Source organism: Legionella sainthelensi (genome assembly GCF_900637685.1).
In the GTDB taxonomy this organism is placed as follows: domain Bacteria; phylum Pseudomonadota; class Gammaproteobacteria; order Legionellales; family Legionellaceae; genus Legionella; species Legionella sainthelensi.
Map to the genome: position 1 here is coordinate 2661947 of NZ_LR134388.1, position 22244 is coordinate 2684190.

Genomic DNA, 22244 nt, shown 5'->3' on the forward strand with positions numbered 1-22244 from the left:
GTAATCATGCCCCCATCTAACAAGAAATGGGAGCAATTACACTATTCTTATCGATGATTGGTCTATTCACCTAGAGTGCTGAAGAAACAAGATGATTAGGCTTTAATATCAAGCGCCTAAGTGTATCATGAGCCTCTGTATCACGTAAGAGCTTAGACAAACCTGCCTCAGAAATTTCATTATCTGATAAATCAACATGCTTAAGATGAGTATTCGATTTTAATGCATTAGTAATAAGATACACTCCTTCATCATGCAGTTTATTACTTTTAATATTCAGATGGGTTAAAGAGAGAGACTCCTTAATCATATTTGCAATTTCTATGGCACATGCCTCATTCAAATTATTATAGGATATATCCAGAACTTCTAATGAAGGGTGTTTGGATACAAAATGACGCAATGCCTTCATTCCATCTAAACCAAAATCATTACAACTTAACACGAGTTCTTTTAATTCAGTATTTGAGTTTATCGATTCTAATAAACGCTGTACCCCAGAATCACGAAGCCAATTTAGTGATAAATCTAAAACCGATAACTTCTTCTTTTTTAAACAGGAGAAAAAATCAGAGGGTATTTTGTCACCTATCCAATTATCAATAAATTTAATTGTATTTAGTTTTCTACGGGGTAAGGAATCAAATAAATAACGAATATCGTTTGTATCAATATGATTAGCATTAAATGAAATTTCATTGACTTTGGAGGCTAACTTCAGAATATCATGTAACGCGTCATAATCTTTACCATTTAAATTGGAATGATCAATACTAATTTTTTTTATAAATTTACAACGTCTTTTTCCTTTTGATTGTAAGTACTTATTCAGATGAGGAAGAGCCAAATGATGTTGTACTTGCATAAGTTCTATTGACTCCAACTTCCCATTTTCATGTTTTAATCTAATCGCCATACCCCCTCCCCCTCTCTATAAATGAGACTACAAATTTAATTGTAGATGATATTTAGAGGGGCGATGGGAGAGCGATGAATTTTTTATATTTTTTTGCTCAAGAGTTATAGGCCCATCTTCACAAGCAAATTACAGAAAATAGACCTGGTTGTTCAAAAGCGGAAAACGATTAATTTAGCTAAAAAACATGGTTCTGCCTTTCCACACAACAGTTTTATTCCATTTATTAAATCTGTGCGTTCAAACGAGTAAGGACATTTCCTGGCCCGACCTCTATAAAAATACTCTCACCTTGATTTTTTAAATAGCGAATGGTGTCAGTCCAAAGAACTGGATGCGTCATTTGTTTCACTAAATTTTCTTTGACACTCTCATTAATATAAGGTTCTGCAGTAATATTTGCAATCACTTCAATTTGTAGGGGCGAAAACTGAAAAGCTTCTACAAATTGTTTAAACTCATCGGCAGCAGATTGCATATATCGCGAATGAAATGCTCCACTCACCTTTAATGGCACACACATTAAAGCCTCTTGGGCGAGTATCTCATTTGCCTTGGCTATATCTGGTGCTGGCCCTGAAAGAACAATTTGTTTCGGTGAGTTAAAATTAGCAAAATCTATAGAATCCAGTCCATTGGTTTGCAGCAATGATTTAATTCGGTCTTCAGCTAAATTAATCACTGCAAGCATCCCTCCCCCACTTGCTTTAGCCATCAATTCGCCACGCTTTTTCACAAGTTTCAATCCAGTCTCAAAATCAAAAGCACCGGCAGCAAATAACGCAGCATATTCGCCTAAACTATGCCCTATTAAATAATTTGGTAGTGGTTCTTCAGAAATACGAGCCAAAAAAGATAAAGCTTCAACAATATATAAAGCAGGTTGAGTATATTTGGTATTGTTTAATTGCTGTTGTGGATCATCTAAGCATAACTCTTTGACAGAATAACCTAAGATTTCATCAGCTTGCTTTATTTGTTCAGGAAAATAAGAAAATAATTCAATCCCCATACCTTTTGTTTGTGAACCTTGTCCTGGAAACATGTAAATGGTCATTGATGCTCCTTTTCAAACGATAAATCCAGACATATAAGCCATCATAAGATAGAACTAATAATATTGTCATTAAATAAATATCATTCAATGAATTTGTTTATTAAGTTTATAATTATGCATCATTAATTGTGTTTCATTCATTTAAAGATAACTATATGAAAAAAAGCATGCTCATACTAATTGTTCTACTTATTTTTTTTACCGTTTATTATCGCCTTCATACAATTCCTACGCCTTCCCAAAATACTCCCGAGCTTGCACTCACTGAGCGACCATCCTGGGCACAATGGCGTGCTGAAGGAAAAGGCGTTTTAAAATACTTTCTACATTTCTTTGATTACCAAAAAAAAGCGACTCTTATGGTTTTAAATCCATTCCCTGGTCAAACAGCATTTTTTGCTCATCAAAAAAAATTATTAGCCAAATTACCTCAACCTTCTCCTGAAGAAACATTTGTTCGTGTTGGTTTTGTTGGTGATTTAATGGCGATTCCAAATTACGATAAGCAATTTATCGCACCCCAAATTTTAAATCGTCTAGCGCAAATGGATTTTGTTTTAGGTAATCTAGAAACCCCTGTTTCATCATCCAGTACCATTTCGAAATTCCGCAATACATTGTCGCAATTTAATGTTCCTAATACCTATCTAAATGCACTAACTTGGAATGGAAAGCCTGTATTTGACTTTTTATCTTTGGCCAATAACCATGTTCTTGATCGTGGCGATTTAGGCGCACAAGAAACCCTGGAAGAGCTAAAATCAAGAAATATCCAAGCTCATGGGACAGATAAGCAAAAGTTTATCACGTACTCAATCAAAGGAATTCGCTTCGGTGTAGCAACTGCTACTTGGGGAGTTAATCCTCAATTTTCTCAAAATACTACCCCTGTTTGCTATTTACCAGGAATCGCACCCCTTGATAAAAATAAAGTGGAGTTAGGTCAATTAATCAATACACTTTATGAAATGAAGCAAGCCAAAGTCGACTTTAAAATCTTATTTCTACATTGGGGGTTTGAATATGAACTCTATCCTGATCCCTTAATTCAAAGTATTGCTTCTCAATTAATTCAAGATGGCGCAGACCTAATCATAGGGAGTCATCCACATGTACTACAACCTTTTGAACTCGTGCAATCTTCTAGGCATAAAGGATTAATCGCCTATTCCATGGGGGATTTTATTAGTGATATGAGCAATCCTTTTACTCGAATTGGGCTCATCCAAGAGCTATATGTTTGGCGTAACTCTCAACAGAAAATTCAGTGGGCCTTAGGCCCAAGTAGGCTCACTCAAGTAGCTGATGTAAAATATCCACGTACTGAATTGCTTAGAAATCCTCCACCAAAAGATCTTAATGATGCATATGCGTACTACCAGCATTCTTTAAATTTACCATTTTTAGTATGGAACTAAAGACTCTCATTTGAGCAAAGCACTGAGTTGATATCACTTTATCCTTTGAATACTTCCTTGTTTATTTCTCTTCATTGATTTTAGGGCAAATAAATTGTTCCTTGCAAATATAGATGAGCTGTTCCATAAAGAAAAACTCGTTCACCACGTATCTCACATCGTACTTTTCCTTGCCGCATTCCACCTTGTACCGCATCAATTTCACCTTTTTGCAATCGTTCACTCCAATAGGGTGCGATAACGCAATGAGCTGATCCTGTAACCGGATCTTCAGCAACGTTACATCCAGGATAAAAACATCGTGAATAAACATCGGAATTTATTCCAGGTGCCGTTAAAATCAATCCTCTATAATCCAGTTGAGCAACAGCATTCAAATTAGGATCCGCTTGTTTTACTTCTTGCGTAGTATCATAAACAAACATTAAATCAAACTTACTTTTCAAAACATGCAGTGGTTTATTTAAATTTAATTTCGATAATGCTTCGGAGTATTCAATGAAATGATAAGGCAATGCTGGAAAATCCATCACAAATCCTTTACCATTTTTCCGAACCACAAGATCCCCACTTAAGCAACGAAACTTTATCTCCTCTCCTTTAAATCCTAATTTCTCAAAAATAACATAGGCGCTTGCAAGTGTTGCATGACCACACAAAGCGACTTCTTCATTTGGGGTAAACCATCTAATATAAAATCCATTTTCTTCGGGAATAAAAAAAGCGGTTTCTGAAAGGTTATTTTCTAAAGCAATATTTTGCATTTCTTTGTCAGTAAGCCAACTGTCTAACGGACAAACAGCTGCAGGATTTCCCTCGAAAAGATTAGTGGCAAAAGCATCGACTTGATAGATGGGTAACGTCCTCATGGTATCTCTTAATAAAATGGAAAACACGAGATAAACATATGAGGGACACTTCTTGGAAATTCAAGAGCTCTCTGAGTTTGACTTATGAAAAAACACATACATATTTTTTTTCGATAACAAACACATCCCACTGACCGTAATCAAATTAAGACACAGCAGGGAGTGCTGGACGAAATATAAATATATTTTTTCTCAAAATAGTTTTCATTTCTCTTGTTGCTTGAAATATAAACACCCGGGTTACGGCTGGCCTTAGCCCAGGTTATATTTAACCGGCAGCGAGAGCTGAGAATACTTACGTGTACTCGATTACTTATTCGGTAATAATAGTAACGTCTTGTGCTTTTAAGCCTTTTGGTCCTTTATCTAGCACAAAGGATACAGGATCATTTTCATGGAGTGTTTTAAATCCAACACCTTGAATATCTTTGTAATGAACGAAGATATCATCACCATTCTCATTAATAATAAATCCAAATCCTTTTTTCTCATTGAACCATTTTACATGGCCCGTTTCTCTTTGCGACATTAGCGATCCCCTTTGTCTTAAGCTTTTACAATCCAACTATTACAGATGTTTATTTCCAGCATAAAAATACTAACTATTCCAAACTGCGTTATAATAAACATTTTCTATATATACGAAATTCATCGTACATATAGATTAGCATAGCAGTTTTTTATTGATTGTTAAGGATTTTTTGCAAAAATCGCTATCTTTATCTTTTTTTATATATTGGAAATACATAATGAATCATACAAAATCAGCTTTTATAAAATTAGCACTTGATTGTCAGGTATTAAAATTTGGTGAATTTATATTAAAATCAGGACGAAAAAGTCCTTATTTTTTTAATGCTGGTCTATTTTATCAGGGGAGTTCTGTACGACAATTAGGCCAATTTTATGCAAAACCTTGCTCGAACATCAAGCCCAACTGGATCATTTATTTGGCCCAGCATATAAAGGCTTACCTCTTGCCACCACCACCGCTATAGCCCTCTCTGAATTAGGTAAAGAAGTAACAGTTACTTTTAACCGTAAAGAAATAAAAGATCATGGCGAAGGTGGTCAATTAATTGGCGCCCCTTTAACCGGCAAAACCGTGATTGTTGATGATGTAATAACTGCAGGGACAGCTTTTAGAGAATCTCAAGGATTGATTAAGGAATATGGTGGTCAATTGACTGGTGTGATTATTGCATTAGATCGTTGTGAACGAGGATTAACAAACGAATCAACACTTTCCGAAATTAAAGCTCAAGGCATTGAAGTTTACTCTATTATTACTCTATTCGATTTAATTGATTACTTAAAAAATTCGAATCAATACGAACAAGTTAAAAAATTAGAAGATTATCAATCCACCTATGGATGCTAAATTTAAAATTGGCCTAATACATCTTTTTGCAAACGCGAACGCCCCTCTAAAACCAGTAGCAATTTTTCTATTGGTTTTACCTATCATTTCCAAACTGCAAACTTCCAAATATAGTTCCTACTGAAATGCAAAATTGATCCATTAATTAACTTTAAATAGAGTTTTTCAGACCAGAGAGCATGATCCGTAAGGTATAAGAATGCACGTTTTTCAAAGCAGCCATACGTTGCAAAAAAATTTGGTTAGGTAAATATTCTCATCCTATAGTGTGTTTTTGATAAGTATTCTAGAACCATTTGTCAATAAAAATAACAACACTTCTTGACAATACGTTAAGAACTGCATTAGTATTGCATTAATGTTATATTACACTAATACATTAATATGAAAATACATACTTCAATAAAACACTCAGCCCTTCCTAATTTAATGCATGCAATCAGCCTACTGGAAAATCAAGAGGAAGCGTTGCAATTTTTTACTGATTTATGTACTCCAGCTGAATTGGAGGCCATGGCCGATCGCTGGCAAGTTGTTCCATTATTGCGACAAGGTATCCCCTATAGAACCATTCATGAGCAAACAGGAGTCAGTGTAACCACGATAACTCGAGTGGCACGTTGTTTAAGTTTTGGTACGGGTGGTTATGAGTTAATCGCAAAGAAACTGGAGGTATCGTGAAAAATCGTTTACGTTTAGCCTTACAAAAAAAGGGGCGTTTATCTGAAGAATCTCTAAGCTTGTTACAACAATGCGGTTTAAAATTTCGTATTAAGCCTAACAGCCTCCTTACTCACGTGGATAATTTCCCTATCGATCTGCTTTTCGTTCGTGATGATGACATCCCTACCCTGGTTTTCGATGAGCTATGTGATGGAGGCATTGTTGGTGAGAACATGCTCTTAGAGAGTGCTCTTGCTCATCCAGAAAAATCTTATGAAACCATAGCCCAACTGGGTAGTTGTACTTGTCGTTTATCTATAGCTGTTCCTGATGCGATGAATTATCAAGGGCCGTGGTGTTTGGATGGAAAACGAATTGCAACCAGTTATCCTAACCTACTGAAAAATTACTTAAACACACAAAAAATATGTGCAGAAATCGTTGTCTTATCAGGGTCCATTGAAGTAGCTCCACGTATGGGGATGGCCGATGCAATTTGTGACTTGGTTTCAACCGGCCAAACTCTAGAGGACAATAAACTTTTGGAAGTGGATACGCTCCTGCAAAGCCAAGCAGTATTAATTCAAGGCGGAAAAAAAAGCGCACCCCTATTCCAAGATTTATTTGCAATGCTCGCTCGAAGAATACTCGCAGTACAACAGGCCCAAGAACGAAAATATATTGTTTTTCATGCCCCAAAATCTGCTCTTGAAGCAATAGCTGAAAAATTACCGGGAGCTGAAGCGCCCACTATTTTGCCTTTACCGGGCAACATCAATAAAGTCGCGGTTCATGTTGTTTCTAGCGAGCGGATTTTTTGGAACACATTGGAAACCATTCAAACACTGGGAGCCAGTTCTATATTGGTTTTACCCATAGAGAAAATGTTGGAGTAACTACATGTTAACAATTAAAAACTGGCAATCTCTAACTCAAACTGAAAAATTGCAATGTCTTACCCGACCCATGCAAATCTCTTCGGTAAAAAAACAGGTACAACAAATTATAAAAGAGGTTCAATCCTTTGGCGATAAAGCATTGCTTGCACTTACAGAGCAATTTGACAGAGTTCGCCTAGAAAGTCTCCAGGTTCCACAACAACAAATAAAAAATGCCTGCATCAGTTCTCAAACTTTAAATGCTCTTAATGAAGCAATAAAAAACATCACGAATTATCATCAAGCACTATTACCAGAGAATAAAAAAATAAATACCGCTAAAGGAGTAGATATTTATAGCACATATAGACCGATTCAACGTGTAGGATTATATGTCCCTGGCGGCAATAAAACTCCTTTAATTTCTTCATTGCTCATGCAAGCAATCCCTGCGAAAGTTGCCGGTTGTCCCGTGAAGATATTATGTACCCCACCTAATAATAAAGGTTCTATTAATGAACATCTACTTGTTGCCGCACGGTTATGTGGCATTGAGACTGTTTATGCTGTAGGTGGTGCACAAGCAATTGCAGCCATGGCTTATGGGTCTGAAAGCATTGTCAAAGTTGATAAAATCTTTGGTCCAGGAAACAGTTATGTTACAGAAGCAAAAACGCTGGTTTCATCCGATCCTAATGGTGCTGCTATTGATATGCCCGCAGGACCTTCTGAGGTCATGATCATCATCGATAATAAAGCAAATCCTGCTTTTGTTGCAGCAGATTTATTGGCACAAGCAGAACATGGAATTGATTCACAAGTTCTTTTAATTTGCGAAAACCAAAAGCAGGCAGAACAGGTAAATCAACAACTAAAAGAACAATTAAAGGCCTTATCAAGAACACAAATCATACACCAATCATTGGCAAACAGTATGATCATTGTATGCCCTGAAAAGGAAGAGCAAGTGGGTATCATTAACACCTATGCCCCAGAACATTTAATTATAAACCGTGATGATGCAGAGTTATGGCTCGATTCAATCAATGCTGTAGGTACCGTATTCATTGGTCCTTGGGCTGCAGAAACTCTTGGTGATTATGTAACAGGATCAAATCATGTTTTGCCAACCAATGGTTTTGCTCGAAATCATAATGGATTAAGCACACTTGATTTTCTCACTTGTTTTAATGTGCAATCCATTAATCAAGAGGGAATCAAACGTATAGGTCCCGCAGCAATCACTTTAGCACACATTGAAGGATTGGATGCTCATGCACAGGCAGTAGCAATCAGACTGAACTCACTGGAGGCTTAAATGTCCGTACTTAACTTAATACGCCCTGAACTATTAAACAACCAAGCTTACATCACGATTAGTGGCCAAATTAATCATCGGCTACACGCTAATGAGCTTCCCTGGTCTGCATTAAATATGGAGATTGATTTAAATTTTTATCCTGAAAAAATGGTACAACAACCACTACTGGAACAATTGGTAAAGCTGTATCAAGTAAACGCCAATCAACTTGTTTTGACTCGTGGATCGGATGATGGAATTGATTTAATCACTCGTTTGTTTTTAAGGGCGGGACAAGATGCTTGTATGCAATTTTCACCTACCTTCGCTATGTATTCATTTTATGCTCATTTACAACAGGCTCAATTGATTGACTGTCCTTTAGATCCCTTGAGCTGCTTTGAGATTTCAGAGGAAAAGATGCGTAATTGTTGGCAAAAAAATTGTAAAATGATTATCTTGTGTAATCCCAATAACCCCACCGGCAATTTAATCAGTATCGATCGTATTGCAGCTTTATGCGAAGAATACAAAGACCGCTCCATGATTGTTGTCGATGAGGCATATATAGAGTTTACACAGAATCAAAGTGCAACTTGCCTCATTCCCCACTACGATAATTTAATCGTCCTGAGAACTTTATCCAAAGCCTACGGGCTTGCGAATCTTCGCTTAGGGAGCATTTTAGCTCAAGCAGAGGTTATCCAATTATTAAATAAAATAATCTCGCCTTTTCCCCTTTCTACTGTTGTAATTAATCTAGCCCTAAAAGCTTTGGCAAATCCAGAATGGTTTTCTGAATCAATTAACAAGATTGCGAAAGCTCGTATTCAATTGACTCAAGAATTAAAACTATGTCCTCTTATCGAGAAGGTTTATCCCAGCTCGACCAATTTTATTCTCATTAAAACGGTGTATGCACCCGAACTCGTTACCTGGTTTGGTTCTCATGGTATCGCAGTTAAAAATTTTTCCCCACATTCCTCTTTATATGATCATTTACGTATCACCGTAGGTAATGAAGCGCAGAATAGTATTTTTCTGAATGCCTTATTTTCCTTTCAACCTAATTCATCCTCAGAGGGATGCAAATGAACCATAATGTTTTAGGATTTAAAAATGCAAAAAATTTTATTTATTGATCGTGACGGAACTTTAATTGAAGAACCGTATGATTTTCAGGTTGATTCATTGGATAAAATCAAACTTACATCTGGAGTAATTCCCTCTTTATTGCAACTACAGAAAGAAGGATTTCGTTTTATTATGGTGAGTAATCAAAATGGTATAGGTACGACTTCATTCCCCGAGGATGCTTTTTTAATGTGCCATGAATTTACTTTGGATCTCTTTTCTTCACAGGGTATTTATTTTGATGAAATTTTTATTTGCCCACATATGCCCGAAGATAATTGTTTATGTCGAAAACCTAAAACCGGTTTATTAGATCAATTTATGAAAGAGACAATAATTGATAAAACCTCTTCTTGGGTTATTGGTGACCGAGAAACGGATCGTCTATTAGCAGATAATTTAGGGATAAAGTTTTTACCCATCAATAAAGAGCATGGGTGGAAGCAAACTACGAACACGATACTTAATAAGAAACGTACTGGATTTATCCGAAGAACAACTCAAGAAACAACAATAGAATTATCGGTGTTATTGGATTCAGACCAAATAAGCGCTATCAACACCCCTATACCTTTTTTTAACCATATGCTTGAACAAGTAGCAAAACACGGTGGATTTAATCTGGATTTAAACGGCAATGGAGATGTAGAGGTTGACGATCATCATTTAATCGAGGACACCGCTATTGCTTTAGGTGAAGCACTGAAAGAGGCTCTTGGAAACAAATGGGGTATTAATCGTTATGGTTTTACTGTGCCTATGGATGAATCCCTCGCCTCTATCGCAATAGATATAGGGGGCAGAGGTTTTTGCGTGTTCCAAGGACAATTCACTCGTGAGTTTGTTGGCGGTATGGCTACAGAAATGGTACCGCATTTTTTTAATTCACTCGCCAACGCTTTAGGAGCGACAATTCACATTGAAGTTAGTGGTAAAAATAATCACCATATGATCGAAGCCTGCTTTAAATCATTGGGTAGAGCCCTAGGCCAAGCATGCGCAAAAACAACTAATTTTTTACCATCGACGAAGGGGGTTTTATGATTGCCATTATTGATGTAAGTGGAACCAATCTGACCTCCTTAGCGAATGCATTACTAAGATTAGGATTTAATTATCAACTCACCCATGATGCTCAAGAAATACGCAATGCAAGCCATGTAATTCTTCCAGGTGTAGGTACGGCCACCTATGGAATGAATGCGCTGCGACAATATGGCTTGGTGGACGTTCTTACTTCATTAGAACAACCCCTATTAGGCATATGTCTAGGCATGCAATTATTACTTGAAAATAGCGAAGAAGGAAACGTGCCATGCTTGGGACTTATTCCAGGACAAGTACAACGCCTGCCTCGAAAAAAAGGCTATCCAGTACCGCACATGGGTTGGAATCAATTGCAATGGTGTAAAAATACTTCCTTACAGATTGGGTTAAACGAAACTAATTATGTTTATTTTGTGCATAGTTATGCACTTTACGCTACTGAACATGCTTTGGCATATTGTGAATATAATGAATCGTTTACCGCCATTATCCAAAAGGATAACATTTGGGGGATGCAGTTTCATCCAGAAAAATCAGCAGACGCCGGAATGACGTTACTTAAAAATTTTTGCAGTACTTAAAAGTAAATTAAAGCTTATTATTACCGGAGGATGTATGATTCTTATTCCAGCAATTGACTTACAAGCAGGCCGTTGTGTGCGCTTACGACAAGGGGAGTTTGATAAGGTCACTCAATTTGATATGCTCCCCATAGATCGCGCATCTTATTTTGCCGAATTAGGAGCAAAACGATTACATGTTGTTGATTTAGATGGAGCTAAAATTGGAACCATGCAACAGCTACCATTAATTTGCGCGATGCAAAATACAGGAATTACCGTACAAGCAGGTGGTGGAATTCGTTCTTTAGAACAAGCAAGAACCTGTTTTTCTGCAGGAATATCATTTTTGGTTTTAGGAAGTATAGCGATTATCAACCCTACCTTAACCACCCAAATTATTAATGAAATTAGCCCGCAAAATATTATCCTTGCTCTCGATATTCGCATGGAAAACAAAATCCCTCTACCCGCCACTCATGGTTGGCAAACTACTTCAACTATGAATTTATGGGAAGTTGTTTCTTTTTATCAACAATTGGGTATTACGCAAATACTATGTACCGACATTGCCTATGACGGTATGATGCAAGGACCAAATTTTGATCTTTACCAAGAAGCAGTAGAACGTTTTCCCAATATTGCTTGGCAGGCTTCTGGAGGCATTCGTCATCAAGATGATATCAACAGACTGCAGAAACTAGGCATTAAAGCAGCTATCTTAGGATTGACGATGTATCAAGATGTTTTTAACTTGAAATCAATATTATCAAGCCCTGTTACACCGATGGAATAAAGCTAAAATCCATTTTATTATAAAGAGTCTCAATTATGTTAACGAAACGAATTATTCCCTGTCTTGATGTACGCGAGGATCAAGTCGTCAAAGGAATCCAATTTCGCAATCATCAAATTGTTGGTAATATTCTCGATCTCGCAGCCGAATATTCTGCATCTGGAGCAGACGAGCTGGTTTTTTATGATATTACTGCAAGTTCCGAACAACGTTCTGTTTGTCCTAAATGGGTGCATCAGGTTGCAGCAATAATAAACATTCCATTTACGGTGGCAGGTGGAATTCGCTCTCTTGATCAGGCAAAATCGCTACTAAATGCTGGAGCCGATAAAATATCCATAAATAGCCCAGCGCTAGAATCACCTCATTTAATTAATGACTTATGCCGCAATTATGGGAGTCAATGTGTCGTTATTGGAATTGATAGTCAATGGATAAATGATGATTATTATGTTTATCAATACACAGGGGATGAAAAAAGAACAATTAATTCCAAACGTAAAACAAGTGAGTGGATTAAAGAGGTTCAAGATAGAGGTGCTGGAGAAATTGTATTAAATTGCATGCAAGCTGATGGCGTGCGTATGGGGTATGACTTACCTCAGCTACAAGCGATGCGGGCTTTATGTGAGATACCCTTAATTGCATCAGGGGGAGCAGGAGCAATAAATGATTTTAAGCAAGTTTTTCTTAAAACCCACGTAGACGGCGCTTTGGCTGCAAGTGTATTTCACAACAAGATTTTAACAATTAACGATATTAAATTAGCATTAAAAAAAGAAAATATTGAGGTGCGATTATGAATCATATGGAAATTAACGCTTTGGATTGGAAAAAAATGAATGGCTTGTTACCTGCCATTATCCAAAATGCAGAAAATGGTAATGTCTTGATGTTAGGTTACATGAACCAAGAAGCCTTAATTGCGACATTAACGACTGGTCAGCTTAATCTATACAGTCGAAGCCGCAAACGATTATGGCGTAAAGGAGAAACTTCAGGTAACAGCATGTCGGTACAACATATCAGCGTCGATTGTGATAATGACAGCTTACTAATTCAAGTTTTACCTAAAGGCCCTGCTTGCCATTTAGGATATACTAGTTGCTTTCAACCTCCAAATAACACAAGCCTTGGTTTTATACACGAACTTATAGAGCTTATCAATGAGCGTGCTGAATCGCAAAATGAACACAGTTATACAGCACGATTATTAGAATCTGGCCTAAGTAAATGTGCTCAAAAAGTAGGCGAAGAAGCGGTGGAAACAGTCATTGCCGCGGTAAATAATGATCGTGAAGAATTAGTGAATGAATCTGCCGATTTAATCTTTCACTTATTCGTTTTATTAAAGGCTTGTGAGTTAAGTTTTTATGATGTTTTACAATGCTTACAAGACAGAAATGCAACCGTGCATAGCTAATGATCCATGTAGAGAGGCCGGTAAGGGGTGAAGTTTTAAGGCCCATGCTGACTTTTCAAAGCACAACTCATCCGCTTCAGGCAACGGCGTCAACTTTTTCTAAAGTTGACGCCGTTGCCTGAATTCCCTAATCTGAAAAATATTACACCACTGCCAACAAAACTGCTGTCAGATAATTTCCTTCTGGAAATGAAGCTAATGTAGGATGGCAACTTGCCGGACCGTAGACACCTAAGATCCGTGCTTGTTTTCCCACAGCTATTGCTTGTGCACTCACCAAAGAACAAAACTCTTGGGATGAAAGCGCTGCGGAGCAATTACAGGTCATTAATAAGCTCCCTTCCTTCATGTGCTTAAATACCTCACGATGTAAAAACCGATAATAATTTTTTGCCCGTTGTAAATGCTGTTGAGAAGGAACTAACTTAGGAGGATCTAAAATAATAACATCATACTCCCCTGCTTTTGTTAAATAATCACGGGAATCGGCTTCAATAAATTCTATTTGAGTTAATTTATTTAATAGTGCATTTTTTCGACCTTGAGCAATGGCCTGCTCAGAACTATCCACGGCAGTTACTTTTAATGCGCCTGCTTTAGCTGCGTGTAAAGCAAAGCCACCAGTATAAGAATAAAGATCTAATACATTTTTACCTTGAGACAACTGAGCAATGCGCTGATGGTTCTCACGTTGATCAAGAAATAAACCTGTTTTTTGAGCTTGAGCAAATTCAACTTCATACATCACCCCTGCTTCAAGAACATTCGCATGAGGATGATGGATTTCTTGTTCACAACTTTGCTTCCATCCATCCTGACTTAATGGTTTTTTTTGTGGCAACCAAATCAATTGATCTGAAGGCAACAATGTCTCAAGAGCCTGTATTATTATTTTTTATGAAACTCTACCCAATAAGCGGAACTCGCAATCACACATGTTTGATTAAATCTGTCTATGGTTAAACCAGAAAGGCCATCTGCTTCACTATTAAACAATCGATAAGCTGTAGTTTCTGTATTAGGCAAATTCAAACATTCGCGCACCAACGCTGCCTGTCTTAAGCGGGCGGCAATTAAAACATTTAAATTACTTGTATCAATAGATTCTGATGTAAGTGCTAATACTCGGACTCTATATAGAGAATGTTCATTAAACATGCCCACACCAATAAGTTTTTCATCTGCATCATATATATTCACCAAATGGCCTGTCACTAATTTGCCATTTGTTTTTGCAATCGCTTTGGGGAATATCCATGGATGCCCTCGTAGAACTGTATTTTGCTTTGCTGCAAGCAATGTAATTTTTGCATTCATTTATCTATTTCCCCAAAAACAAAAATCGGCTAATCTACACAAAGACCGAAAAACCTGCAATAATCTTTCTCTTAATAAATCTGAAAAGAGCAGCCCTCGATCGTAATCAATAAACTAAAAAATAAAAATACAAGGCCCATTATGCCGCAAAAAATAATAACAAATAATATTGAAGATCGTAAAAAAGGACTTACTCTCAATCTAAAATACAATTTTAATTCATATGCTGTGATTATTAACAGTATGTACACCCTTGTTTTAAAGAAAAATACGCCATGTTTCGAAAGTTATACTTTAGCTATTAATTCATTCTGGTAACAATATGGAAAAAACACCCAAATTATCCTTTGGCCTTACACTAGGCGCTTTAGGTGTGGTATTTGGCGATATTGGTACAAGTCCATTATATGCTTTAAAAGTTACGATGGATAATCTACCAATTACTCAAGCAACAATTATGGGAGTTTTATCCCTCATTTTTTGGTGTTTGATAATTATCATTTCGTTCAAATACTTAATCATGATTTTTCGCGCAGATAATGATGGAGAAGGAGGTATTCTTGCTCTTTTAGCGTTAATGAAGCATAAAAGTACTAAATATGTACCTATATTTTATATCGTCGCCATATTCGGAGGAGGTTTGCTCTTGGGTGATGGTATGCTTACTCCTGCTATATCCGTGATCAGCGCTGTTGAAGGTCTTAGCACTCTTTCTCCCTCGTTTGAACCTTATATACTGCCCATTGCCGTAGTTATTCTAATATTTCTGTTCATGCTGCAATCAAGAGGAACTGGAAATATAGGAAGTCTCTTTGGTCCATTTATACTTATATGGTTTGTTACTATAGCCATACTTGGTATCGTGCAAATCGCTAAAGCACCTATAGTCCTTACTGCGATTAATCCTTATTATGCCTTTGCATTAATCCATGAGACTGGGTATAAAGGCTATTTATTATTAGGAGGAATTTTCCTGGTTGTTACTGGGGGTGAAGCACTTTATGCAGATATTGGACATTTTGGCAAAAAACCAATTCGCATCAGCTGGTTTACCGTTGTACTTCCTTCCTTAATATTAAACTACTTTGGCCAAGGGGCTAATTTACTTTTACACCCCAAGGCCATTAGTAATCCTTTTTATATGATTGCGCCTAATTGGTTTTATATTCCTTTAATTATTCTTGCTACTATTGCCACAATAATTGCATCTCAAGCAGTGATTTCAGCAACCTTTTCTTTGACAAAGCAGGCAGTCTTGCTCAGCTTATGTCCACGCATCCCCATAGTGCAAACATCCAAAGACTATTCAGGCCAAATCTATGTCCCTCAAATTAACATCATTTTATTCATTGGCACATTAACATTTTGTTTTACTTTTAAAACATCAGATAATCTTGCCCATGCCTATGGTATCGCGGTAAATACGTATATGCTCTTAATTGATGCAATGGTCGCTTATGCTGCTTTATCTATTTGGAAGTGGTCAAAACTTAGAGTTGGACTGATATTTGGGCTATTTTTAAGTATCGATTTTGCATTTTTAGGTTCAAATTTACACAAATTTCTCACCGGTGGTTGGGTGCCTGTTACGTTTGCTTTACTTATAGCAACCATTATGTATACATGGAAATTTGGCTTGGAATATTTACAACAAAATTATTACATGAATAAAGATGATATTTCTAAAATTCTTAAACAACTCGAATACAAAAGTTTAAACCAACTTTCTGATTTAACAGCAATTTTTATAACTGATGTTTACGATAAAAGTGGAGGAAGTTTTCTCCATTTCTTAAAGCTTTGTCGCGCTGTTCCCGATCGAGTACTCATTCTTAATTACGTTGTTGATAATATTCCTTATGTACATTACAGCCAACGTTATGAAATCACATGCTTACACGAAAAGGTATTTAACCTGACTTTGCATTATGGATTTATGGAGACTATTTCCATTCCCAGAGCATTAGAAAGGGCTTCGAACAAAAATCTTTTTCCATTTAAATTAAACATTGATCGTGCAACATACATGGTAGAAATTCCCAATATTTCAGCATCTAAAACAAAAAGGTCCCTTACTTTTTTCTGGCAAGAAAAATTATTTGCTTTTTTAATCCGTAATTATTCAACTAATTTGAATATAGATTTTTATAAATTACCTTACAATAGAACCATGGCAATTGGCACTTACTATATTATGTAATTCAGGAGTTTTTATATGTGGTTTAATAACGCACTTATCTATCAATATCAACAGGACGATACTTGTGATCTCACTGTTTCTTTAACTGAAAATATTCTAAAACCTTGCCCTCCTCATGCACGGTTTGTTTATGGTTGGCTTCCTCTGATTGCAGATGAAATGATTCAAGAGATTGCTGGGAGTTCTCTCATTTGTTTAGGCAAAGAAGAACGCCTGCTTCCTCGAGGAGTTATTAATAAAATGCTTGCTGAGAGGGTACAATTGCTCGAGACTCAGCAAGGCCGTATGGTAAAGCGAGCTGAAAAAGCACAAATGGCAGAAGATATTGAATTTGAATTATTACCAAAATCATTTTGCGTCCAAAAAAGATTACTTGCTATTCTTGATAGTTCCAGTAAAAGAATTATTATTAATACTTCCAGCCCAAATCAAGCAGCGCAACTTACCTCCTTTCTACGGAAGTCAGTAGCGGGAATATCTATTGAACCCCTATCTCACACAGAAAATCTTGCTTTACGATTTGCAGAATGGATTCACTCTCCAGAAACACTTCCCCAACATTTTCAATTAGCATCGGATTGTTTACTCTTCTCTCTTGATGATGAAAAAAAACGTGTGCATTGTAAAGGCTATGAGTTACCTGCCGAAGAAATTTTGACCCTACTCTCACAAGGTATGGCTACAGCAGAAATCTCTTTAATCTGGAAAGAACGAATTCAATTGACCTTGACACATGATTTTACATTTAAGAAATTGAAAAGTCTTGAGTACCTCATCGACGATTTTAATGAAATCAAACAACTTGATGAAGAATATCAACAACGTGATGCTGCACTTGCTTTATTATCAGGAGAGCTACGAGAGTTAATTAATGATCTTCTAGCAGCGCTGATAGTGAAACAAACAGAGACAAAAACCGAAGTAGAAGCGGTATAAGAATTATCTTAAAAAAGTCACGTTATTACCAGGAAAGCGCATAGATCCAGCTTAAGAAAAAACCGGCACCTATGCGCAAAAAGCTATATTACAAACCTTGCTAGAGCCCATCTGCTTTCGCATACCGTGCTACAGTATTCGTTCCATTTTCGTAGTATGGTAGGTTGCATTATATATAGACAGCACTTCTTCAGCCGCTTTATTAAAACCTAAAGCCTTATTTGATTCATACATAACTACTAAGGCTTGCTTTACACAAGGAGCCTGTGGGTAGTTTTTTACTACATAATTTGCACGCTCAATAGCAGCAACATACATTTTACGTTTAAAATAAAATGTTGAGGCATTCAACTCATGCTGTGCAAACATATTGCGTAAATAGGTCATTCGTTGTAGCGCATTTGCCTTATATCTGCTATCAGGGAATTTTTGAACCAAGATACCAAAATCCGAGTACGCTTGAGTTTGTGTTCCTGGATCTCTCCATGACTCATCTAAAGGTAAAAATTTTGCGAAAACTCCACGTGTTTGTTGGAAATTTGCCATACCTTTCATGTAATAAGCATAATCAACATTTTTAGCGCGTGGATAAAGATGAATAAATCGCTCTGCTGTAGCCGCAGCTGCAGGATAATCTTCATTCTTATAATAAGCATAAATTAAATCCATTTGCGATTTTTCAGTGTAATCGCTAAAAGGATACATTGTCTCAATTGCCTCTAAATGTTTTATTGCAGTGGCATATTCTTTTTTATTCAAATCTTTCTGAGATGCAGTATAAAGTTGTTCTGCAGTCATGCCCTTATAAGGGCTGCTATCTTCTTCATCTTTGTGCCACCATGACTTACAAGCCGTTAAAGACACAATAAGGGCAAACAGGAACAACATTTGAATTCGTTTCATAAACTACACCTATTTAAAATATATTTCACTACAATTACTACAAGCCATGAGGGCCCAAAAACAGAAAACATTATACCTATGACTATTCAATTTGCGAATATTCTTATGTTTTTTAGGCAATGAAATAAATAAAAATATTATATTGTCAAAAATATGTTGTCTTATTGAAAATAATATAAAAAAGTATTTGCAAAAATATATGCGTTGGGATAGTATTGCCCGTGGAGAGATGGCAGAGTGGTCGATTGCGGCGGTCTTGAAAACCGTTGAAGGGCAACCTTCCCAGGGTTCGAATCCCTGTCTCTCCGCCAAAATTTTCCTCATCATAATTTTTTTTACTCATTACATATTTTTAATATCATCAGATGTTCGTCCTAAAAGTTAAGTCATGTATTTCTAATAAAATTTAATATGAAACTATTAGTTTCATTGATATAGTAAAAAAATCTAATCTATGGAGTTTTTCGTGCTGAGAAATACATTAAAAAGCTTTGGTAATATAACAAAATTATTACATTGGTTGATTTTCGTTCTGATTAGTTTCCAATTTTATTGGGTTTGGGTTAGCGTTCCTAATAACCCAGCGACGCAGGCATTCTATATTATGCTTCACAAATCAACTGGCATGATTGTCCTGCTGCTTGGATTGTTTTTTACAATATGGCATATAATCAATACAAAACCTTTACCACCTAAAAGCCAACCGCATTGGCAACACTTAACAGCTAAAACAGTACATCTTTTGCTTTTTATTCTTTTAATAGCCATGCCCATTGTAGGCTACTTATTAGTATGTGCTAATGGTAGAACTGTAAATTTTTTTGGGTGGTTTAACCTACCCTCAGTCATTTCAAAAAACAAACATATTGGGGATATTATGTTTTCTCTACATCAAAAGCTTGGCTATTTTATACTGATTTTGGTGGGAATCCACTTTCTTGCTGCGCTCTATCATCAATTTATAGTAAATGATAACGTCTTAAAACGCATGCTTCCATTCAGCTCAGAAGATTAAGGAAAAATCTTTAATCTTCTGGAATGTTGTACTGAAACATCAATTTACTGATTGAGAGGTAGCTTGCTAACAATTACTCCCAAAGTTACCTTTCACTTCCTTTTGATCATTTGCGCTTACTACAGATTCAATAGCGCATGTCGCTGCTGGTTTTACATGAGCATTCAATTTAAATAAACCAAAAAGCGAAGTAACTACGGACAGCGAATTGTCGGAGGTTTTCGTAATAGGCACTGTTTGTTCCACTTCTACTTTAAAGTAGGGAACTATGCCTTTGGCCGTTAAGGTTCCATTTCCATTATCATTCGCTGCGCGCCAAGGAAGGCGGAACGCCGAGGCGTGTAGTCCGGGATAGGTTGCGATTTACGCAGACAGCCCGACAGGGATGCGTAGTAAATCTTTCTGCAACCGTTAAGTCATTGGCGCAGGTATCCGTTTTTCTTGTTCAGAGCAAACGTACCGTAGACAGGACGCTCAAGGCCTTTAACCTGTCACGTTGGTGAGTGAATTCTGGGGACTGGGATAATAGTATGGACCCTGCCACTTTAACTAGGCTTCGTTATGAGCCAGAATGAAAATGATACATTTTGTAAAACCCTACGTAAAATCGATTAAAAATGATGCTCTAGATGCAGAAGCAATTGCTGAGGCGGTAACAAGACCCAACATGCGATTTGTTCCTAAAAAACGAAGGCACAACAAGACATCTTGTTACTTGATAGGGCTAGAGAATTAGCAATAAAACAAAGAACAGCGCATGGCAATCAGCCTCGTGGATTATTGAGTGAATATGGCATTGTTGTAGCAAAGGGACTATCTTATCTTAATCAGTTGCCATCAATTTTAGAGCAAGAAGGAAACAAATTAAGCATTGATTCAAAAGAGTTTTTTTACAGTTATATTAACAATTAAAAATGTACTCTGAACAAGTTGATTATTATGAGAAGAAAATTCACAACCATGCTGCTACCGATCCACGCTGTGAAGCAGTCCAGGAAATAGAAGGTGTTGGGCCAATAACTGCGTCAGCTATAGTAGCTACAATTGGTGATGCAAATGCTTTTAAAAATGGGCGTGAAGTCTCAGCTTGGCTGGGTTTGATACCAAAGCAGCACTCGAGCGGGAATAAAATAGTTTTAGGGAGCATTACCAAGCGAGGCGATCGTTATATAAGAAAATTACTTGTTCATGGTGCGCGCTCTGTTGTGAATACCTGTGATAATAAAACAGATAGAAAAAGCCAGTGGGTGACAAACAAAAAGCAGCGTTGTGGTTATAAAAAGGCAACAGTGGCTCTTGCCAACAGGAATGCGTGGGCACTATTAGCAACAGGCGAATGTTATCGAAAAGCAGCACCAACAACAGAGGCACAAATGGTATGAGCAAATATAGCGCAATGATTAAATTACATTGTTTCGCCTAATTTTGTTGGATGTAAAAAAGACATCCGACAAAATTAGGCGATTAAAAATGAGTTAAGAGCGACAAACCGTTCAGGAGTTGCTTAAGGTAAACCAAGATTGATAGCAAAACCGGTAAGACCAGTTCTTTCAAAACCTATTTGGGACAAGGGTTTCTAGTAAGACCGTTGGGATGATGAGGAGAAAGAACGCAGATACTATCAGGGTCCGAGTGAACGTATATCACTCAAGTAAGAGACCGAATACATGACTGCATCTCAACCTAAATTGCTAAAAATTTATAAATTACCTCTTGCAAAAAGGCGGAGTCCATACATGTCCCAGAATTTATAACGAGGTAGCGACACGCTTGAACTTGTGCAGGTCCTTCATATTCCTTTATGGGACAAGAATCACTTCCTTTATTTTTAATTGATACACTGACATTATATTGATTTTTCTCAATTTCATTAAATATTGCCACGGTATGGAATTTACATGGACCACATTCTACTTCGCCAGTATATGTTCCTTTTTCAAATAAGAGATTCTCGTGGAAGCTCATTTTTTGAGCTGGAGTTAAGCATAAAGAGCGATCCTTCTTAAAAATTTTATAGTTCATACATGAATTATTGATTAATAATTCATGTACTATTTGGCAAGAAAATTCAGAGATTATTAGTAATAATCTAAAAATTAACCCAATTACGATTGAATTTTATATTTTATATTTTATCACTCACCTATTAAGATTTTATTAACCATACACCCTCTGATAAAATCATTACTTGGTTCAATCATTAAATCCTCAGGAAAGAAACTGTTATTTTGCGATTAGATAGAATCAATCAACTCTAAGGTTTGGTTAAGCAAAGAATCAGGTCATCTAGTTTAAAGTGCTATATCTTTAATATACGAAGTATTTGTTGCCCCTATTTCCTAATAAATCAATAAAGAAAAAGCTCATCTAAGCCTTAAAATAGAGTTTACAAGAACAAATAAAATACTTATCGACAAAATATGAGGTATAA

22 protein-coding genes, 1 tRNA gene and 2 pseudogenes are annotated in these 22244 nt (G+C 36.6%); 17 read left to right on the plus strand and 8 right to left on the minus strand.

Annotated features, from left to right (window positions below):
* Positions 1–70: 70 nt before the first annotated feature.
* Positions 71–916, minus strand: coding sequence for a leucine-rich repeat domain-containing protein (locus tag EL220_RS11755; protein WP_027271663.1), 846 nt, complete (start codon positions 914–916; stop codon positions 71–73).
* Between the two features lie 226 nt (positions 917–1142).
* On the minus strand, positions 1143–1973 hold the full coding sequence (gene fabD, locus EL220_RS11760) for an ACP S-malonyltransferase (RefSeq protein ID WP_027271662.1): 831 nt from the start codon (positions 1971–1973) through the stop codon (positions 1143–1145).
* Between the two features lie 155 nt (positions 1974–2128).
* On the opposite strand from fabD, the gene EL220_RS11765 reads away from it, so the two are divergent.
* On the plus strand, positions 2129–3391 hold the full coding sequence (locus tag EL220_RS11765) for a CapA family protein (RefSeq protein WP_027271661.1): 1263 nt from the start codon (positions 2129–2131) through the stop codon (positions 3389–3391).
* 80 nt (positions 3392–3471) lie between these two features.
* On the opposite strand, the gene EL220_RS11770 is transcribed toward EL220_RS11765, so the two are convergent.
* Positions 3472–4260, minus strand: coding sequence for a PhzF family phenazine biosynthesis protein (locus tag EL220_RS11770; RefSeq protein ID WP_027271660.1), 789 nt, complete (start codon positions 4258–4260; stop codon positions 3472–3474).
* A gap of 313 nt (positions 4261–4573) precedes the next feature.
* Entirely contained in the window at positions 4574–4789 is a 216-nt protein-coding gene (locus EL220_RS11775; protein ID WP_003631957.1) for a cold-shock protein, read from the minus strand.
* Between the two features lie 220 nt (positions 4790–5009).
* On the opposite strand from EL220_RS11775, the pseudogene pyrE reads away from it, so the two are divergent.
* The 10 genes and pseudogenes from pyrE (at position 5010) to hisIE (ending at position 13442) form a co-directional block, all read left to right on the plus strand.
* Positions 5010–5641: pseudogene (pyrE, locus tag EL220_RS11780) on the plus strand (orotate phosphoribosyltransferase).
* 384 nt (positions 5642–6025) lie between these two features.
* A complete protein-coding gene (locus EL220_RS11785) occupies positions 6026–6322 on the plus strand; it encodes a YerC/YecD family TrpR-related protein (protein WP_027271658.1) in 297 nt (98 codons plus the stop codon).
* Entirely contained in the window at positions 6319–7200 is an 882-nt protein-coding gene (hisG, locus tag EL220_RS11790) for an ATP phosphoribosyltransferase (protein WP_027271657.1), read from the plus strand. Before EL220_RS11785 ends, hisG begins: the two co-directional genes overlap by 4 nt.
* 4 nt (positions 7201–7204) lie before the next feature.
* Complete coding sequence (gene hisD / locus EL220_RS11795; RefSeq protein ID WP_027271656.1) at positions 7205–8500, plus strand: histidinol dehydrogenase; 1296 nt, start codon at positions 7205–7207, stop codon at positions 8498–8500.
* Positions 8501–9577, plus strand: coding sequence for a histidinol-phosphate transaminase (gene hisC / locus EL220_RS11800; RefSeq protein WP_027271655.1), 1077 nt, complete (start codon positions 8501–8503; stop codon positions 9575–9577).
* A gap of 24 nt (positions 9578–9601) precedes the next feature.
* The gene (hisB, locus tag EL220_RS11805; RefSeq protein ID WP_027271654.1) at positions 9602–10660 is read left to right on the plus strand and encodes a bifunctional histidinol-phosphatase/imidazoleglycerol-phosphate dehydratase HisB; all 1059 of its coding nucleotides are present in this window, start codon (positions 9602–9604) and stop codon (positions 10658–10660) included.
* Positions 10657–11244, plus strand: coding sequence for an imidazole glycerol phosphate synthase subunit HisH (hisH, locus tag EL220_RS11810; RefSeq protein ID WP_027271653.1), 588 nt, complete (start codon positions 10657–10659; stop codon positions 11242–11244). The genes hisB and hisH overlap by 4 nt, the downstream gene beginning before the upstream one ends.
* Before the next feature lie 34 nt (positions 11245–11278).
* A complete protein-coding gene (locus EL220_RS11815) occupies positions 11279–12019 on the plus strand; it encodes a 1-(5-phosphoribosyl)-5-[(5-phosphoribosylamino)methylideneamino] imidazole-4-carboxamide isomerase (protein WP_027271652.1) in 741 nt (246 codons plus the stop codon).
* A 35-nt stretch (positions 12020–12054) separates the two neighbouring features.
* Positions 12055–12822 carry an imidazole glycerol phosphate synthase subunit HisF gene (hisF, locus tag EL220_RS11820; protein WP_027271651.1) on the plus strand — a complete coding sequence of 256 codons (768 nt, stop codon included), beginning with the start codon at positions 12055–12057 and terminating at the stop codon, positions 12820–12822.
* On the plus strand, positions 12819–13442 hold the full coding sequence (gene hisIE / locus EL220_RS11825) for a bifunctional phosphoribosyl-AMP cyclohydrolase/phosphoribosyl-ATP diphosphatase HisIE (RefSeq protein ID WP_027271650.1): 624 nt from the start codon (positions 12819–12821) through the stop codon (positions 13440–13442). Before hisF ends, hisIE begins: the two co-directional genes overlap by 4 nt.
* 142 nt (positions 13443–13584) lie before the next feature.
* Here hisIE and EL220_RS19685 read toward each other — a convergent pair.
* Positions 13585–14759 (minus strand): annotated as a pseudogene (locus EL220_RS19685) (class I SAM-dependent rRNA methyltransferase).
* A 322-nt stretch (positions 14760–15081) separates the two neighbouring features.
* On the opposite strand from EL220_RS19685, the gene EL220_RS11835 reads away from it, so the two are divergent.
* On the plus strand, positions 15082–16959 hold the full coding sequence (locus EL220_RS11835) for a potassium transporter Kup (protein WP_027271648.1): 1878 nt from the start codon (positions 15082–15084) through the stop codon (positions 16957–16959).
* A 15-nt stretch (positions 16960–16974) separates the two neighbouring features.
* On the plus strand, positions 16975–17895 hold the full coding sequence (locus tag EL220_RS11840; RefSeq protein WP_027271647.1) for a recombination-associated protein RdgC: 921 nt from the start codon (positions 16975–16977) through the stop codon (positions 17893–17895).
* A 129-nt stretch (positions 17896–18024) separates the two neighbouring features.
* Here EL220_RS11840 and EL220_RS11845 read toward each other — a convergent pair whose 3' ends face one another.
* Positions 18025–18798: an outer membrane protein assembly factor BamD gene (locus tag EL220_RS11845; protein WP_027271646.1), complete on the minus strand. Its 774-nt coding sequence runs from the start codon at positions 18796–18798 to the stop codon at positions 18025–18027.
* A 223-nt stretch (positions 18799–19021) separates the two neighbouring features.
* On the opposite strand from EL220_RS11845, the gene EL220_RS11850 reads away from it, so the two are divergent.
* Together EL220_RS11850 and EL220_RS11855 are read left to right on the plus strand one after the other, a co-directional pair.
* A tRNA-Ser gene (locus EL220_RS11850) sits at positions 19022–19109 on the plus strand.
* Between the two features lie 155 nt (positions 19110–19264).
* Complete coding sequence (locus EL220_RS11855; protein WP_027271645.1) at positions 19265–19813, plus strand: cytochrome b; 549 nt, start codon at positions 19265–19267, stop codon at positions 19811–19813.
* Between the two features lie 66 nt (positions 19814–19879).
* On the opposite strand, the gene EL220_RS11860 is transcribed toward EL220_RS11855, so the two are convergent.
* Positions 19880–20047, minus strand: a complete 168-nt coding sequence (locus EL220_RS11860) for a hypothetical protein (RefSeq protein WP_232002418.1) — start codon at positions 20045–20047, stop codon at positions 19880–19882.
* Positions 20048–20521: 474 nt separating this feature from the next.
* Between EL220_RS11860 and EL220_RS11865 the strand changes: the two genes are divergently transcribed.
* A complete protein-coding gene (locus EL220_RS11865) occupies positions 20522–20725 on the plus strand; it encodes a hypothetical protein (protein ID WP_128130906.1) in 204 nt (67 codons plus the stop codon).
* 2 nt (positions 20726–20727) lie between these two features.
* On the plus strand, positions 20728–21195 hold the full coding sequence (locus EL220_RS11870) for an IS110 family RNA-guided transposase (RefSeq protein ID WP_058390708.1): 468 nt from the start codon (positions 20728–20730) through the stop codon (positions 21193–21195).
* Between the two features lie 301 nt (positions 21196–21496).
* Here the strand turns inward: EL220_RS11870 and EL220_RS19085 are convergent, their stop codons facing one another.
* Positions 21497–21835, minus strand: coding sequence for a hypothetical protein (locus EL220_RS19085; protein WP_232002419.1), 339 nt, complete (start codon positions 21833–21835; stop codon positions 21497–21499).
* Between the last annotated feature and the right edge of the window lie 409 nt (positions 21836–22244).